The sequence below is a fragment of the [Flexibacter] sp. ATCC 35103 genome, from assembly GCF_001975985.1.
Taxonomy (GTDB): Bacteria; Bacteroidota; Bacteroidia; order Flavobacteriales; family Flavobacteriaceae; genus Flavobacterium.
This window is the reverse complement of sequence record NZ_MTQF01000001.1, coordinates 287,614-302,424: the sequence shown is the minus strand read 5'-3', so window position 1 is coordinate 302,424 and position 14,811 is coordinate 287,614. Positions and strand designations below refer to the sequence as shown.

Below are 14,811 nucleotides of genomic sequence, written 5' to 3'. Positions count from 1 at the left end.
GTCATTTGGCGGATGCTTTTTTGTTTATTATAGATTTTCACTGATTCAAAGGGTTTTCGCTGGTTTTTTTCTAAGAGAAAGTGATTAAAAAATCATTTTAATTTGTGGCAAAAAAACTCTAATATTAAAATAAACCAGCGAAAATCCGTTTTATTCGTTATAGCTTGGCAAAAATTATGCTTTCTGAATTAAAGGAATCACTTTTGATCCTATAAGTTCTATAGCATTCATTAATTGTGTATGTGTAAGTCCTGCATTATCCATCTGGAAAGTAAATCTCGAAATCCCTCCCAATGATTCGCTGTGGCGTAAAATTTTCTCGGCAATACGTTCCGGATCACCTACAACTAATACGCCCTGATCATCAATAAGCCCATCAAATTTGTCTTTTGTTACAGGCGGCCAACCGCGTTCTCTTCCTAATTTTGTCCAAAGCTCAGCATAACCGGGATAATATTCCTCGATTGCTTTTGCAGTTGTATTGCTAACAAAACCAGGGGAATGCAAACCTACTTTTAGTTCTTCGGGTTTGTAACCTGCAGCTTTTCCTGCTTCACGATACAAATCAACAAGCGGACGAAAACGATATGTTTGCCCTCCAATAACGGCAACCATTAAGGGTAAACCCAAAGATCCTGCTCTGATAAAAGATTCCGGAGTTCCGCCAACTCCTAACCAAATAGGCAGTTTTTCCTGTAAAGCCCTTGGGTAAACTGGAAGATTATTCAAGGCGGGACGAAATTTTCCGGACCACGTTATAAATTCGTTATCCCTAATTTGAAGTAAAAGGTCTAATTTCTCACTAAAAAGCGCGTCGTAATCGTTTAAGCTAAATCCAAAAAGCGGATATGCTTCAATCGCTGATCCGCGACCTACGACAATTTCTGCTCTTCCTTTTGATATTAAATCTAATGTTGCAAAATTTTGATACAATCGAACAGGATCAGCAGCGCTAAGAACTGATACGGCACTTGCTAGCTTTATGCGATTTGTTCTTGCTGCGGCTGCACCTAATATTACGGCTGTTGCCGAATCTAAAAACTCTTTCTTGTGATGTTCTCCAATACCAAAAACGTCAAGTCCGGCCTGATCTGCCAACTCGATTCTTTGAAGCAATTGTTCCATAGCATCTACACTACTCAAAGTGTTGCTGTCTCCGTACATTGCCGATGCAAAACTGTCTATACCTATTTCCATTTTTTTTAGCTTTAGGCTTTATGCAATAGGCTTTAAGCTTAGAAAGCGTGCGGCTTATTGCTTTTAGCAATTATTTGTTTGTAGCGCTTTAAGCTTTTTTGCAAAGCGCATATATTGATAACTTAGAGCAATTATTGGTGCTTTTTTAAAGCTTAATGTCCATATTTAATGCGAAAATCCAAAGGAAACACTAATAAGGATTATCAAAATTACGATTAATGTGATTACTACGTACAGATAATCTTTTTCCAGAAGAAAAGAGAACAATGATAGTAAAACACGTAATACCGGCGTTAGAAAAAGCAATATGATCCCAACAAATATTAGCGACTCTCCTTTTCCCTGAATTGCACCATTATAGATTGCTGTAATAACTTCAAAAATATTACGGTCATTTTCCTTAAAGACTGAGTAGTTTTCTATATCGCTGCTGTGCCCCATTAAATAAACGACTCCGCCAAGAAATGCTACAGATAATGAAATCCAGACTCCGTAGCGTAATAAATTACCAATAATGGATTGAAAATCTTTTTCTCCAAATTTTTCGTGTTGCATAACCTTAGATTTTTCCATTAATTCCGTTGTATATCATGTTTACTGCAAGCACAAAAATCAGGCATGCAAAAAATATTCTTAGTTTTTTAGGGTTTGTTTTTACCAGCACTTTTGCTCCTGCCATTGCGCCAAATAAAACACCAATGACAACTGGCATACAAATTCCGGGTTCGATATATCCTTTTTGAATGTAGATTACAGAACTAGCCATTGCAGTAACGCCCATCATAAAATTACTGGTTGTGGTAGAAACTTTAAACGGAATCCTCATAATATTATCCATTGCAATTACTTTAAAAGCCCCGGAACCAATCCCCAATAATCCGGACATCATACCCGCAATTCCCATCATGCCAAAACCGCCAACTACATTTTTGGTTCCGTAACTAATTACTTCTCCATCGTGCGAAGGATAAGTTCCTTCTAATCTCAGTTTTTTAGCCAGAGGACTTGATTGTAAAACAATATGTTCTTCTTTTTTTCGAAGCGAATTAATAGCAGAGAAAATTAAGGTAAGTCCAAATAATACGGCAATGAATGAAGTAGGCGCAATGGTAGAAAGTAAAGCTCCGCAAACCGCACCAATTGTTGTAGCAATCTCGAGAAAAATTCCCAATCTCATGTTGGTGATTCCTTCCCTGACATAAGCAGCGGCAGAACCTGATGAGGTTGCAATTACTGAAACTAAAGCCGCACCAATTGCGTAATGTATATCAACGCCAAGAATGACTGTTAAAAGGGGAATTATGATAATTCCGCCACCCAAGCCTGATAATGAACCAATAAAACCTGCTAAAAAAGCACCAAGAATCATAATCAGGGTAAATGTAAGTACTGTCATTCGGATAAATTTTATTATGGCTAATTTACGAATTGATATTAGTTTCTGGAAAAATTACGACCTTAATAATACCTTAAAAATGAGATGAGTTATTTTTAAATCAAAATAAGACTTTTATAACCAGTATGATAGAAGTATTTGTGTTTTGTAAAATTGCTTTTTTTGAATATTAATTAACTTAAGTTAATTCGGTCAGTTTTATTTCGAATCAAATTTGCAGTATAAAATTTAAACTAAAATAAAATGATAAACGAATTAAAAGTAGGAGATAAAATACCATATTTTACCCTTCAAGACCAAAACGGAAATAAATTTGACAGCAGTACGGATATTACAGGCAGTACAACTGTAATTTATTTTTATCCAAAAGATGAAAGTGGTGTCTGTACAAAAGAAGCTTGCGCTTTTCGTGACAGTTTTCAGGATTTTACAGATGCGGGCATACAGGTTTTAGGAATTAATGGAGCAAGTATAGAAAGCCATAAAACTTTTGCCGAAAAAAACAGATTACCCTTTAAATTATTAAGTGACCCCGGAAATAAAGTAATCAGGCAATTTGGAGTAAAAAAGGCATTGTTTTTAACGGGTAGAGAAACTTTTGTTCTAAACAGCGAGGGAATTGTAATTTATAAATTCAGGGATTTTTTCAAAGGCGCTGCACATGCAAAAGAAGTATTGGATTTTTTAAAACAAGCAAAGTAATACTTTATTACATACTTTTAAACCCGGTTTACTAAAGCTGGGTTTACCTGTTTCTCTATGGATGATAAAAAAGTATTATTTGATTTTTTGCATAATTTCTCCAATCTTTCTACACCGGATTTTGAAAAGGGAAATCAATATTGGTATACGAGAACAATTAAAAAAGGGGAGTTTTTTAATATGCAAAATTTTGTATGTTCTGATCTAGGTTTTATACGGAAAGGTATTTTTAGAATCTATTATTATGATGAAAAAGCAATGGAAGATCGAAATATGTTTTTCTTTTCAGAAGGTCAATTTATTGTGTCTTTTGCCAGTTTTGTATATCAATATCCTTGTGTTTATTATGTCGAAGCCCTGGAGGATTCAGAGTTGTATGCTATAAAATATAAAGACCTTCAGAACTTATATGATGTCAATAAAGGCTGGGCAAATACAGGAAGGGTTTTAGCAGAATTATTTTTTATCTACGCGCAATCCAGAATGGAAGCGCTTCTTTTTAATACGGTAGAACAGCGTTATACTAAATTGCAAACAGAACAGCCTGAAATTTTAAATCGCATTGCTTTGTATCATATTGCTTCTTACCTGGGGATTACGAGTCAGTCGCTTAGCAGGATTAGAAAAAGATTAGGATAGTTTTATAATAATTTCTCAGGCTATAAAACGGAGAAATCTTGAAGAAGTAGGATACATATAAAAGGAGCTTAAAGCTCCTTTTATATGTTATTTAAAAAGTTAATTCCAATTTATTTACGATCTTATTTACTTCTTCTATTTTATTTGAAACAAAATTTACGTTTTTAATTTGATCTAATTTTTTGTCAGTGGATACAGTCGAGTTAATCTTTGAAAGATTTTTATTTCCAGTTATTTTTTTATCTAAATTTTTCATTATCATTTCCTTTTAATTAAAAATCCAATAAAATTTATATCTTTTCTAAAAGATACATTATAATATTTTCCTGTATGAGAATTTTGTAATATACCAAAGATAAAGAAAGTTTTTACTAATTCAGTATAATTGCTTGAAATTGCAATTCTATATAGTCTGGTTCTAATCTTGCAACTACCTGAGAAAAAAATAAATTTATCAGGATAGAGTTCTGTAAAAATATAAGTTGCATTTGCAACGGTTGCTAATATAATATTCCGATCACCATTATCAGTTATATTAACATCATCAATATCAAAAGTTCCCATATTCTCATTGATATTAATTTTATCTCCAAAACCCAGATTTACAATTTCGGGATTTTGCATTAAAGTATATTTAATTACTTTAAGAATATCTCCTTGTGTCCCTGAGCTTATAAATTCAAAAATCGTAGAATTTGAATTTGCCTTTAAATCATATTTTGGATAATCCATCAATTAAAATTAATTAACGAAAATACAATTTTAATAAGTTAAATCTTTCTTTTTAATCTAGATAAAATAAAAAACTCCATCATAAACATATGACAGAGTTTTATAAAATAATGATCTGTATTATACAATACAGCATTCAAATCTATTTTTTAATCTTTGTGATCGAATCTTTTTTTACAGTTGCTGTATCAACAAGTACTGCGCTACTGTCTACAGTGGTATTTACGCTGTCAATGGCTGTTTCAGTCGAATCCACATAAGTATCTGTATCTGCCGGAACGGGTTCGTTTTTCTTGCAGGAAAACGCAAGTCCAATTAAAATAAAAAGAAATGCAATTTTGGTTTTGAATAGAGTTTTCATAATTTTTATTATTTCGTTAATAATTAATTACTTCAAAATTAGCCGTTTAAGATTTTAATCATTTACATTATTCTCAATTTTTTTTTATAAAATACTCATTGATAGTTCTTTGTAGTAATTGGTCTTTCTTAATTCCAAAATATGTTATGAAAATATATTTCCTAGCCCGGACAGGAGCGACATCCTTTTGCTGCCTTCTTTAGGCAGGAAAAGATATAGCGGATGGCCGGATTAGCTTCTAATCAAAAAAATATTCCAATTTATTTATTGTCTACAGAAAAAGAAGTTTTACCAATTGCAGCAAGCAATAATGCGGCGGCAGAACTTGTTAAAACCGAATAATCAAAAGGTGCTTTTATCGAAACTGAAATTGCCATGCTAAGTGCAAAAAGGAACATTAATGCCGAAGTTCCTAGAGCTATGATTCTGGTTTTGAATCCTATGATTAATAAAATACCAAATACAATTTCAAACGATGTTGCTAAAATGCCTAATATTCCGGCAATAGGTTTGCTTACAAAAGGGTTCAGGGTTTGGGTGTAGGCAATAAAATTTTCCCAGTTTCCCCATGCTACTCCCGGATCACCTGGAGCGCCCCAAAGTCCAAAACGATCTGCAACGGCTGAAAGCATTGTGATTCCCAGTACTATTCGTAAAATTAAACCTGCTTGTGGTATTGATATGTTTTTCATGTGGATGTATTTTTACATAAAAATAGAAAGATCTCAGAGAATTTGCCGTGAAGGGCTTCATTATGTTTTAAAATTATAATGTCGCTTATTCATGATTTTGCGAAGATTGGGTAAATCCGTTTTCTTTATCTTTAAAAGCCCAGGTTGCCATGGCTTCAATAACCGGCATCAAACCATTTCCGGCATTGCTTAATCTATAGGTTACATAAGGAGGTACAACAGGTTTTGCTTCTCTAATAACAAGATTGTCTGCTTCGAGTTGTTTTAAATGCTGAATCAGCATTTTTTCTGTTACCGCAGGAATCGCTCTTTTTAGTTCGCTATAACGTTTGCTTCCGCCAGAAAGATGGTAGATAATAATGGGTTTCCAGTATCCTCCAATTTTTTCCATTACATATGTTACAGGGCATTTTTCTAAAGCATATTGCTTATTTTCCTGTATTGTCGATGATTCTTTGATTGCTGTCATTTGCGCATACTTTAGGGTAAGTACTTGTATAAAAGTAAGTACAAATATACCTTTGTTACAGATAATAAAAAAATAAATTAGATATGAAAATTACAATCTCAGGTTCATTAGGAAATATTGGAAAACCTTTAACCACAAAATTAATCGCATCAGGACACGATGTAACGGTAATTAGCAGCAATAAAGACAGAGTTGAAGCTATCGAAGCTTTAGGCGCAAAAGCAGTAATAGGTTCTGTAAATGATGTTGCTTTTTTAAAAAATGCCTTTGCAGAAGCTGATGCTATTTTTGCTATGACTCCGCCAAATTTAGGAGGATCGAATATTATTGCCAATACAACAACTGCCGGTAAAGCTTTAGCAGAAGCTATAAAAGGAGCAGGAGTAAAGCGTGTGGTAATGCTAAGTAGTATTGGTGCAGATTTACCAACAGGGAATGGTCCAATTGCAGGGCTTTATAATATCGAGAAAATATACGAAACACTAGAAAACGTATCGATTACTTTTTTACGTGCCGGATTTTTCTTCACGAATTTGTATAATGATGTGCCTATGATAAAAGGTGGGGGAATTATTGGGTCTAATTATCCAGCGACAGCAACGATTCCTTTTGTACATCCGGAAGATATTGCCGATGCGGTTGCTGAAGAATTGCAAAAAACACCTTCAGGTAAAAATGTACGTTACATTATAAGTGACGTTCGCACGGCAAGTGATGTGGCAAAAGTTTTAGGGGAAGCAATTGATAAACCGGAATTACCTTGGATTGAATTTACTGATGAGCAATCTCTTGGCGGAATGAAACAAGCCGGATTACCGGAAGAAATTGCTGGATTATATCAGGAAATGGGTTCAGGTTTAAGAAGCGGTAAAATTCAGGCACACTTTTTAAGCAATACTTTCTCTGTTGAAGGCAAGATTAAACTGGAAGATTTTGCAAAGGAATTTGCTGCTAAATTCTAATTTTTATAAAAAAAGCTGATTGTAAAATCAGCTTTTTTTTTGTTTCTAAAAGTAAATGATTTCACGTTGACAAAATTATACAGATATACGATCAACTTATACCATTTATAAAATTCAATGAGCTGTTATCTTTGTAATATTACAACCTTAAAAATTATAAATATGAAAGCTATAGGATTCAAAACATCATTGTCCATAACTGAAAAAGAGAGTTTTATAGAATTTGAAACTCAAAAGCCAATTCCGGGCGCAGGTGATTTATTGGTAAAAATTAGTGCTGTATCTGTTAATCCGGTTGATTATAAAATTCGCCAGAATAGTGCAAAAGATACGATACTCGATACTCCAAAAATTATTGGCTGGGATGCAGTAGGAATTGTCGAAGCAGTAGGAGAAAAGGTGCGTTTGTTCGAGGTAGGTGATCCCGTATTTTATGCAGGAGATATTACAAAACAAGGAAGCAATGCTGAATATCAGATTATTGATGAACGAATTGTGGGCAAAAAACCAACATCGCTAAGTATTGAAGAAGCTGCAGCAATACCTTTGACAGGTTTAACGGCCTGGGAAATATTATTTGATCGTATTAGGATCGATCCTGAAAAAGACAAAGGTAAATCTATTTTAATCATTGGCGGTGCCGGAGGAGTGGGTTCAATCGCAATTCAACTGGCAAAAAAAGTTGCCGGATTAACGGTTATTGCAACTGCTTCGCGTCCGGAAACTATGGATTGGTGCAAACAGCAAGGTGCTGATTTTGTAGTGAATCACAAAGATTTAATTAGCTCAGTGAGAGAAGCCGGATTTGAATACGTAGATTTTATTCTGGACTTTGTAGATACAAATTCGTATTGGGATGCAATGGTCGAATTAATTAAACCTCAGGGACATATTGCATCGATTACCGGAAGCAGTGATCCTGTGGCTCTAAATAAACTAAAAAACAAAAGCGCCTCATTTTCCTGGGAGTTAATGTACACACGTTCTATGTTTGAAACTGATGATATTCAGGAACAACACAATATCCTGAATAAAATTGCTGATCTTCTGGATGATGGAACGCTAAAAACAACTTTAAAAGAAACTTTTATTGGGCTTACAGCAGATAATTTTAAAAAAGCGCATGAATTGCTTGAATCTGGCAAAACGATTGGAAAAATTGCAATTAAGTTATAATAAACAATTTAGTTTGTATTTTAAATAAAAGCAGCCGTCTCTTTATCGATACGGCTGCTTTATTTATTTATTTATTTATTTATTTATTTGATAGTCACAGTCATATTTGGCGTTATAATACCATCTGTAATACCTCCGGTATAACGCTGTGCATATACTTCGATATAATCATTATTTGATAATTCAAATGATGCATTCAACGGAAGTACAACAATATCAAGTGCCTGCAAACCTTTTCCGTAAATTTTATATTGTGTTAAAGGAGTTCCGTTTTTAGCAACATAAATGATATAAGTTCCTGCGTTTGTAACCTGAAAAGAGATAGAACCTGCTAGCTGAAAAATTCTTTTCTTTTTACCCATATATCGTAATCTGTTATTGGCGTTTGGAATTGCATCAAGCGCAAATCTAAATAAATTATACGATGCTGAAGTTCCAAGTACTTTTGTAATATTACTAGGATTAGAGGTGTTAAATACAGTACTGGCACCAGAACCAACGATATAATCCATAGAAAAATCTCCAACAGCACTTGCATCTGCTTCTGTTGGTATTCCGGCAGATCGCACATTCCAGCTATTGGTAAAATTATATCCTGTATAAATTCCTCCTGCGGTATAAGGTTTCACATAACCTGTAGCATTTGTACCAGTAAAGACAACTGATTCTAATACTGCATCGCCACTTACAGTAGGGTTTCCGGATACATCAAAACCTATAGCAGAGCCATCAACCTGACTAAAACCGCCTTGTTTTTCTACCAACATAAAAGTTCCCGTTAGTTTTTCGTAGGTTCCTGTATTATTACCAAACCATCCTAAATTGCTTAATAATAACTGTGTAATGTTGTTATAGGTTATTCCGTTTGTATTTCCTGAAAATTGAATAATGCTTAGAAATACTAATCCAAAACCTGATATTGAACCCACCGTATTAGAATTAGCTACAATACAATCTCTAAATATTAAGTTTTGAGTTGCTGCTCCGCTAAGGTTAAACACATTTCCGGCTGTAGCAATAAGAGTTACACCTCGAATACTTCCTCCGGTCGCACCTTCAAAAATATTTCCTGAAGGTCTGATTATGATATCATCATTTGCATCTAATCCTTGTACATAAGCATTATTTAAATCAATAGGAAAATTAAAAGATACCGTACCATTAATTTCATATAAAGTAGTAGAACTTAAAAGATATTTTGATCCGCCGCCTGCAGCAAGTTCAGCAGCTAAAACCGTCGCCAAAACATCTGTAGATTTTATACGCTTAAAATTGATTCTTCCTGGTGAACCGCTCACAATTGGCAACCATGTTGAGGTACCTGCAGAGTAATAGTAAAATACTTTTAAATCAGTGTCATACACCATTAATCCGTCAGCGGGTGTAGTAATGGCGTTTCTTTGGGCAGTAGTCATTCTGGGTGTTAGCATTCCTTTTGTTGTTGAGGTAACATCCAAAATAGAACTTGCATTTGGTGTTGTTGTCCCAATTCCTATTTGTGCATTTACTGTTAAGCTTAAAAGGATTAAAAATAGCAATAGTAATTTTTTATGATTTTGAAGAGTAGGTTTGTTGATCATAATTTCTAATATTAGTTTGGTGTATATTTTTATTTAAAGGATATAATTATTTGCCTGAATTTGAGATTACAATTTTCTCAGTAAGTCTTTCGTTATTGGTGGTTAAGAATTCTGCAATGTAAATTCCGTTACTTAACCCGCTAGTCGAAAAAGTATAATTTTGATCTGTTCCAAGGTCTTTTTTGGATAATACTGTTTTGCCTAAAACATCGTATAATTTAAATGATTTAAGGGCTAGATTATTAGGATTTTCAGCTCTTAATTTACTATTGGTATTATCCTGGATTATAAAGAATTGTTTAGATGTTTCGCTGCCGGTACCAAGAGTTTGTTCGTTTTTAAATGCAATTTTAAATCGGTCAGGATAAACGCCCGGAGCAACGCTAATTTCATATGATCCGTTTTTTATATCATGATAAGAGTTATCAAGAGCATTATACAGGTAAATCATTTGGGAGTTATCGAAATTTACCACTTCAGGAATATAAAATTTAAAAGTAGTATTTGTAGCGACTTTTGCAGTAAGCGCAATTTTCTTTGTTTCATCAAAATTAACGCCCTGAATTACATAACTGCCGTTTTCTAACCAGAAAGTCACATCATTAGGCACTGAATCATCCATGTTTAGGGCATCAATACCTATATCGATACCATCTGTCGCTTGTGATACAAAAGCCAGTGCTAATTGTCTGGTAAATTCATTGTTAATGATCGTATTGAATTTAAAATGTGGAACTTCTTCTACAACTTCTTCGGTAGTTTCCTGAGCAGAATCTTCTTTTTGAGTCGTTTTTTCTTTTGGAACCTGTCTTTCAAATTGTGATGATCCTGAACCTTCTTTCATGAATATCCTGTGGCTATTTTTAAAAGTTGCTGTTCCGGTGGCGGTGGCACTAATAACAAAACCTTGTCCTATAGGAGAATATTGTCTGTTTATTACAATTCCGGATGATGATCCGGTATTGTTTACGGAGCCATCTGCATTATAAGAACTAAAAAATGCAGGTACATATACACCCGGGGAAACGAGATCTACAGGAGAATAAGATCCGTAGCCTCCTCTATAACTTATAAGAGTATGAGAATTTACTGTTTTATCCTGTTGCCAAAAATAGGCGACGCCTCCGGTTGCAGTGTTAGAACCATCTAAAAGAAAAGCGTTTAAGTGTAAAGCTGACGGATACGGGTTTCCGGTTAATGTGGCATTATTGATACCTAAAGTAATGGTGATGTTGCCATCATTTGGTTTTCCTCTAAAATCATATCTCTGGGCACTTCCGGGATTGTTTGTTACACCGGTTCCTTCCGGATCGACAGCATCAGTGCCGCTCGTTCCTTTCATAGAAAAACCTTCGCCGGGAGCCAGAGTTGCTGCTCCGCCAACAAAAAGCCATTGCGAATAATTATTGGCATTAATTAATTTATAGATCCACTTTGAAGCAATTGCAAGCGGGTTTGAAGTTCCGTTTGAATTGGTTGCAGGTAAAATGGTTGCCGTTGTAGAAACAGTTGAACTTGTTGGTCTGCTTAACATTGCAATACCAAAGTTTTCATTTCCAGGAGTTACGGAGGCATTTCCAACAGGAGAACACCAATAATTATAATCAAAGTTGTCTGATGTGCCTTCTTGATAAACAGAGAGTAAACCTACACCAAGATTGGTTGAATTTCCGGCAGATCCTTGCAGCAATTGCGCGTTATTTCGTAAATATAAATTTGAAGTCGCGTCTAAATTTATATTTTGCTGTACATATAAAACCTCGTTTTTTACGTACATGTTTGCGTTAGGACTAAAATAAATTTGTGAGATACATTTTGTAGTGGCCAGTATCAAAATAAGTAATGTTGTTTTTTTCATAACTTTCACTTTTTAGAGTAGTAATAGATTTGGATTTTTGCGGTTCATCTTGATTTACATTTGTGATAGTTATACTGTCGATTTTGAATTTCTAAACAGAAAAAATATGCCAAGCAAAAGACCACTTGCGAATAATATCCAAATTTCGCTGTCTATAGGGGCCGGATCACCTACCGGTGGAGGAATTGCTTGTGGTCGTGGAGGGGAAGGAGCGGCATAACTTTTAAAAGCCATGCAAAGAAATAAGGCTAATAGTAATTTTAACTTTCTGATTTTCATATGATAATTTTAGATTGGGGAATAAAAATTCATAAAACGATGTTATTCTTACGATACTGAAAAATAATCAGGTAAGAATAATTTTATAAAATATAAGAACGTATCATTTTAATATTGTATTTTGATGGAAATGAGGTTGATATGAAATTTTTTAGCTTCGAAATAATAATAGAACAATGTGTTAAATCATAAAATAATGTTACAAATTTTACCTAGTGAATTGTATTAAAATTGAATATTCCGCAATATTTTAACAAATCAACATTGTAGTATAAGTAAGATGTTTTACTAAATATATTGAAAAAATTCTTATTTATTTTAAAATAGTAAACAATTATTTAAGTAATTTCCTATGTTAGCATAGTAAATTCTTCGAGATTGGATTTTGAAGAAAACAGAATGAAATTGTAGTTTTAGTATAGAATAACTAAAAATTGATAAGGTATAAAAAAAAGCTGATCGTTAGACCAGCTCTTTTGCTATTATGTAGTTATTATTTCAGTATTATTGTTCGATAATCGAAAGTATACTTTTAGGAATTTCGTCAAAACCTTCAATAGAATATGGTTTAATAAGATATGCTTTTACACCCAGCATGTCGCATTTTTCTTTATAAACAGGATTTATACTTGTTGAATATACAAAACACGGAATTGTTTTTAAGTCGTTGTTATTCAAAATTTGCTGTAATGCTTCAATGCCGTCCAATATAGGCATATTGATATCTGTAAGGATAATGTCCGGAGTTTCATTTGACGCATCTTCTAAATAATTTAAAAGTTCTTCACCATTAGCCACAAGACTTACTTTTGCAAAATCCGGGTTTTTAGTAAAAGTGTGACAGATTATATCAGCATCATCGATATCATCTTCGGCAATAATAATATGTAGATTATTTAAGTGTGGCATTATAATATTGGGAAATAAAGGTTAAACGTAGTGCCCTCATTCGGTTTACTTTCCACAGTAATATTTCCGGAATGATTTTCCATGATTTTTTTACAAATCGCAAGGCCAATTCCGTTACCGGAATATTCATTTTTGGCATGCAGGCGCTGAAATATGGTAAAAATTTTAAGAAGATGATTTTGTTCCATCCCGATACCGTTATCTTTTACCTGAATTTTAATAAACTGATGATTTTGATTTGAAATCTCAGTCTCAAAATTATCAATTTGAGAAATTTGTATAAGAGGAAAACTATCTTTCTTGCTGTATTTTATGGCGTTTGAAATAAGGTTAGAAAAAAGCTGGCGCATTTGTACTCTTGAAGCTTTTAATGTAGGCAGTTTTCCTATTTTGATTTCTGCTTTTTTATCGGATATTATAATTTCCAAATCATCCGTAACTTCTCTAATTACATCCACCAGGTTAATTTCTGTACGTTCTTCCTGTGCCGTATGCGATGAATAACTAACGAGATCATCTACAAGTGAATTTAATCTTAAAGCTGCTGATTTCATCACATTCATAGATTTGGCATCAGCTTCAGAAAGATAACTTGCATCTATTCTTCCGTTATACATCACAATTTTTCTAAGCGGTTCTTTAAGGTCATGTGATATTACATGAATAAATTCCTCCAGATTAGCGTTTATTCTATTTAACTCATGAATTTTTTCTTCGAGTTCCTTTTGATGCTGTATTAATGCATCTTCGTGTTTTTTCTTCTCTGTAAGATCCGTAATTACGATTCCAATTCCCTGAACGGCAGGCTCAAGATCAGTAACGGCGATATAGGCAGGAAAAGTTTTTCTGTACGTTTGTGTTTTAAATACAATTTCGTGCGTGGTAATGCCATATTTCAAAGCTTCTATAATTGGCACAAAATTGTCCATACTATTAAAGTATTGATACAGGTAATTTCCAATTATTTTTTCGGCAGGTATACCTATAAGTTTTGAAAAATAATCATTACAATATAGTATAAGTCCATTTCTGGAAATACTCAATGCCCCTTGTCCAAATTTTTCGATCAGGAGCCTAAACGTATAATCTGCGGTTTCAAGCGAATAAAGCTGCGGCGTTCCGTTTGCATTTACTACCAATGCGTCAACATCTCCCTCTTTTATAGCATCAACAATACTATTAGATTCGTAAAGTTGCTCTTTTAAGGAAGCTATTTCAGCTTTTAGGGATTCTATATTTGTATTATTGTCCTTCAAATTATTTGCGTATGTTTAGGATTCTTAATACCTTTTCCTTGTCTGATAAATCGCCCAGAATAATCCTCCTTGGAGCAGGATCTGTTTTTATCAATGTGGGTATTGCCACTATTTGATGTATCGCAGCCTGTTCTGTATCCCGGCTAATATCTATAATTTCTAATTCATAATTATCCTTCAGATACTGATCGCAGATTTTACGCAGGTTTTCGATAGCATGACCCGATTTAACAGACATACCCGAAACAAAAAGCATAAATTTATGTTTGGTTGTACTTGAGCCATCAGATGAGTCATCCATTTTTTTAAGAGTTTAAGGGTTTTATATTAAGCCCGACAAGTACTCGTTCCTCATTCGAAAGATCACCAATGATCTTACGGATAGGTTCTGGAAATTTTCTAACTAATGTAGGTACAGCAAAAATTTGATCCCCTTCTGCCAATTGCGGATTTTTAAGCAAATCTACAATTTCAATACTATAAATTCCTTTTAAATGTTCCTCGGCATATTTTTTTATATTTTCAAGCGCCGTTATTGATTTTGGCGTTTGGCCTGCAATATACAATCGTAATTGCCATTCGGCTACAGCTTCTTTTTTCATT

General features: G+C 33.9%; 18 protein-coding genes. 4 read left to right on the top strand and 14 right to left on the bottom strand.

Annotation, left to right across the window (positions count from 1 at the left end):
* Positions 1-174: 174 nt before the first annotated feature.
* From BXU01_RS01195 to BXU01_RS01185, 3 genes are all read right to left on the bottom strand, one after another.
* On the bottom strand, positions 175-1,197 hold the full coding sequence (locus BXU01_RS01195) for an LLM class flavin-dependent oxidoreductase (protein ID WP_083691334.1): 1,023 nt from the start codon (positions 1,195-1,197) through the stop codon (positions 175-177).
* Between the two features lie 165 nt (positions 1,198-1,362).
* Positions 1,363-1,752, bottom strand: coding sequence for a DUF1634 domain-containing protein (locus BXU01_RS01190; protein ID WP_255373681.1), 390 nt, complete (start codon positions 1,750-1,752; stop codon positions 1,363-1,365).
* A 4-nt stretch (positions 1,753-1,756) separates the two neighbouring features.
* Positions 1,757-2,593: a sulfite exporter TauE/SafE family protein gene (locus BXU01_RS01185; RefSeq protein WP_083691332.1), complete on the bottom strand. Its 837-nt coding sequence runs from the start codon at positions 2,591-2,593 to the stop codon at positions 1,757-1,759.
* Positions 2,594-2,836: 243 nt separating this feature from the next.
* Here BXU01_RS01185 and BXU01_RS01180 point away from each other — a divergent pair, with 243 nt between their 5' ends.
* Both BXU01_RS01180 and BXU01_RS01175 read left to right on the top strand, forming a co-directional pair.
* On the top strand, positions 2,837-3,295 hold the full coding sequence (locus BXU01_RS01180; RefSeq protein ID WP_083691331.1) for a peroxiredoxin: 459 nt from the start codon (positions 2,837-2,839) through the stop codon (positions 3,293-3,295).
* Between the two features lie 57 nt (positions 3,296-3,352).
* Positions 3,353-3,934, top strand: coding sequence for a Crp/Fnr family transcriptional regulator (locus BXU01_RS01175; RefSeq protein ID WP_083691330.1), 582 nt, complete (start codon positions 3,353-3,355; stop codon positions 3,932-3,934).
* A gap of 91 nt (positions 3,935-4,025) precedes the next feature.
* Here the strand turns inward: BXU01_RS01175 and BXU01_RS23590 are convergent, their stop codons facing one another.
* From BXU01_RS23590 to BXU01_RS01155, 5 genes are all read right to left on the bottom strand, one after another.
* Positions 4,026-4,190: a hypothetical protein gene (locus BXU01_RS23590; protein ID WP_165689746.1), complete on the bottom strand. Its 165-nt coding sequence runs from the start codon at positions 4,188-4,190 to the stop codon at positions 4,026-4,028.
* 2 nt (positions 4,191-4,192) lie between these two features.
* The gene (locus BXU01_RS01170) at positions 4,193-4,666 is read right to left on the bottom strand and encodes a hypothetical protein (protein ID WP_083691329.1); all 474 of its coding nucleotides are present in this window, start codon (positions 4,664-4,666) and stop codon (positions 4,193-4,195) included.
* Between the two features lie 142 nt (positions 4,667-4,808).
* Positions 4,809-5,027 (bottom strand): hypothetical protein, encoded by a 219-nt coding sequence (locus tag BXU01_RS01165; RefSeq protein ID WP_083691328.1) that lies wholly within the window; start codon positions 5,025-5,027, stop codon positions 4,809-4,811.
* Between the two features lie 260 nt (positions 5,028-5,287).
* Positions 5,288-5,719 carry a DoxX family protein gene (locus BXU01_RS01160; protein ID WP_083691327.1) on the bottom strand — a complete coding sequence of 144 codons (432 nt, stop codon included), beginning with the start codon at positions 5,717-5,719 and terminating at the stop codon, positions 5,288-5,290.
* A gap of 85 nt (positions 5,720-5,804) precedes the next feature.
* Positions 5,805-6,188, bottom strand: coding sequence for a helix-turn-helix domain-containing protein (locus BXU01_RS01155; RefSeq protein WP_083691326.1), 384 nt, complete (start codon positions 6,186-6,188; stop codon positions 5,805-5,807).
* Between the two features lie 83 nt (positions 6,189-6,271).
* On the opposite strand from BXU01_RS01155, the gene BXU01_RS01150 reads away from it, so the two are divergent.
* Both BXU01_RS01150 and BXU01_RS01145 read left to right on the top strand, forming a co-directional pair.
* Positions 6,272-7,150, top strand: a complete 879-nt coding sequence (locus BXU01_RS01150) for an NAD(P)H-binding protein (RefSeq protein WP_083691325.1) — start codon at positions 6,272-6,274, stop codon at positions 7,148-7,150.
* Positions 7,151-7,312: 162 nt separating this feature from the next.
* Positions 7,313-8,326 carry a zinc-binding alcohol dehydrogenase family protein gene (locus tag BXU01_RS01145; RefSeq protein WP_083691324.1) on the top strand — a complete coding sequence of 338 codons (1,014 nt, stop codon included), beginning with the start codon at positions 7,313-7,315 and terminating at the stop codon, positions 8,324-8,326.
* Between the two features lie 83 nt (positions 8,327-8,409).
* Here BXU01_RS01145 and BXU01_RS01140 read toward each other — a convergent pair whose 3' ends face one another.
* The 6 genes from BXU01_RS01140 to BXU01_RS01115 all read right to left on the bottom strand — a co-directional run bounded on the left by BXU01_RS01140 (position 8,410) and on the right by BXU01_RS01115 (position 14,810).
* On the bottom strand, positions 8,410-9,906 hold the full coding sequence (locus tag BXU01_RS01140) for a hypothetical protein (RefSeq protein WP_165689745.1): 1,497 nt from the start codon (positions 9,904-9,906) through the stop codon (positions 8,410-8,412).
* 46 nt (positions 9,907-9,952) lie between these two features.
* Positions 9,953-11,764 (bottom strand): T9SS type A sorting domain-containing protein, encoded by a 1,812-nt coding sequence (locus BXU01_RS01135; protein WP_255373680.1) that lies wholly within the window; start codon positions 11,762-11,764, stop codon positions 9,953-9,955.
* A 783-nt stretch (positions 11,765-12,547) separates the two neighbouring features.
* Positions 12,548-12,952, bottom strand: coding sequence for a response regulator (locus BXU01_RS01130; RefSeq protein ID WP_083691322.1), 405 nt, complete (start codon positions 12,950-12,952; stop codon positions 12,548-12,550).
* A complete protein-coding gene (locus BXU01_RS01125) occupies positions 12,952-14,208 on the bottom strand; it encodes an ATP-binding protein (RefSeq protein WP_083691321.1) in 1,257 nt (418 codons plus the stop codon). The genes BXU01_RS01130 and BXU01_RS01125 overlap by 1 nt, the downstream gene beginning before the upstream one ends.
* 1 nt (position 14,209) lies before the next feature.
* Positions 14,210-14,509, bottom strand: coding sequence for a circadian clock KaiB family protein (locus BXU01_RS01120; RefSeq protein ID WP_083691320.1), 300 nt, complete (start codon positions 14,507-14,509; stop codon positions 14,210-14,212).
* A 4-nt stretch (positions 14,510-14,513) separates the two neighbouring features.
* Positions 14,514-14,810 carry a circadian clock KaiB family protein gene (locus BXU01_RS01115; protein WP_055092894.1) on the bottom strand — a complete coding sequence of 99 codons (297 nt, stop codon included), beginning with the start codon at positions 14,808-14,810 and terminating at the stop codon, positions 14,514-14,516.
* Position 14,811 lies beyond the last annotated feature (1 nt).

Excerpts from the sequence above, each read along its gene's own strand:
- BXU01_RS23590 (WP_165689746.1), bottom strand. The coding sequence starts at position 4,190 with ATGAAAAATTTAGATAAAAAAATAACTGGAAATAAAAATCTTTCAAAG.
- BXU01_RS01140 (WP_165689745.1), bottom strand. The coding sequence starts at position 9,906 with ATGATCAACAAACCTACTCTTCAAAATCATAAAAAATTACTATTGCTA.
- BXU01_RS01145 (WP_083691324.1), top strand. The coding sequence starts at position 7,313 with ATGAAAGCTATAGGATTCAAAACATCATTGTCCATAACTGAAAAAGAG.
- BXU01_RS01130 (WP_083691322.1), bottom strand. The coding sequence starts at position 12,952 with ATGCCACACTTAAATAATCTACATATTATTATTGCCGAAGATGATATC.
- BXU01_RS01180 (WP_083691331.1), top strand. The coding sequence starts at position 2,837 with ATGATAAACGAATTAAAAGTAGGAGATAAAATACCATATTTTACCCTT.
- BXU01_RS01185 (WP_083691332.1), bottom strand. The coding sequence starts at position 2,593 with ATGACAGTACTTACATTTACCCTGATTATGATTCTTGGTGCTTTTTTA.
- BXU01_RS01155 (WP_083691326.1), bottom strand. The coding sequence starts at position 6,188 with ATGACAGCAATCAAAGAATCATCGACAATACAGGAAAATAAGCAATAT.
- BXU01_RS01120 (WP_083691320.1), bottom strand. The coding sequence starts at position 14,509 with ATGGATGACTCATCTGATGGCTCAAGTACAACCAAACATAAATTTATG.
- BXU01_RS01150 (WP_083691325.1), top strand. The coding sequence starts at position 6,272 with ATGAAAATTACAATCTCAGGTTCATTAGGAAATATTGGAAAACCTTTA.
- BXU01_RS01165 (WP_083691328.1), bottom strand. The coding sequence starts at position 5,027 with ATGAAAACTCTATTCAAAACCAAAATTGCATTTCTTTTTATTTTAATT.
- BXU01_RS01190 (WP_255373681.1), bottom strand. The coding sequence starts at position 1,752 with ATGCAACACGAAAAATTTGGAGAAAAAGATTTTCAATCCATTATTGGT.
- BXU01_RS01160 (WP_083691327.1), bottom strand. The coding sequence starts at position 5,719 with ATGAAAAACATATCAATACCACAAGCAGGTTTAATTTTACGAATAGTA.
- BXU01_RS01195 (WP_083691334.1), bottom strand. The coding sequence starts at position 1,197 with ATGGAAATAGGTATAGACAGTTTTGCATCGGCAATGTACGGAGACAGC.
- BXU01_RS01115 (WP_055092894.1), bottom strand. The coding sequence starts at position 14,810 with ATGAAAAAAGAAGCTGTAGCCGAATGGCAATTACGATTGTATATTGCA.
- BXU01_RS01175 (WP_083691330.1), top strand. The coding sequence starts at position 3,353 with ATGGATGATAAAAAAGTATTATTTGATTTTTTGCATAATTTCTCCAAT.
- BXU01_RS01135 (WP_255373680.1), bottom strand. The coding sequence starts at position 11,764 with ATGAAAAAAACAACATTACTTATTTTGATACTGGCCACTACAAAATGT.
- BXU01_RS01170 (WP_083691329.1), bottom strand. The coding sequence starts at position 4,666 with ATGGATTATCCAAAATATGATTTAAAGGCAAATTCAAATTCTACGATT.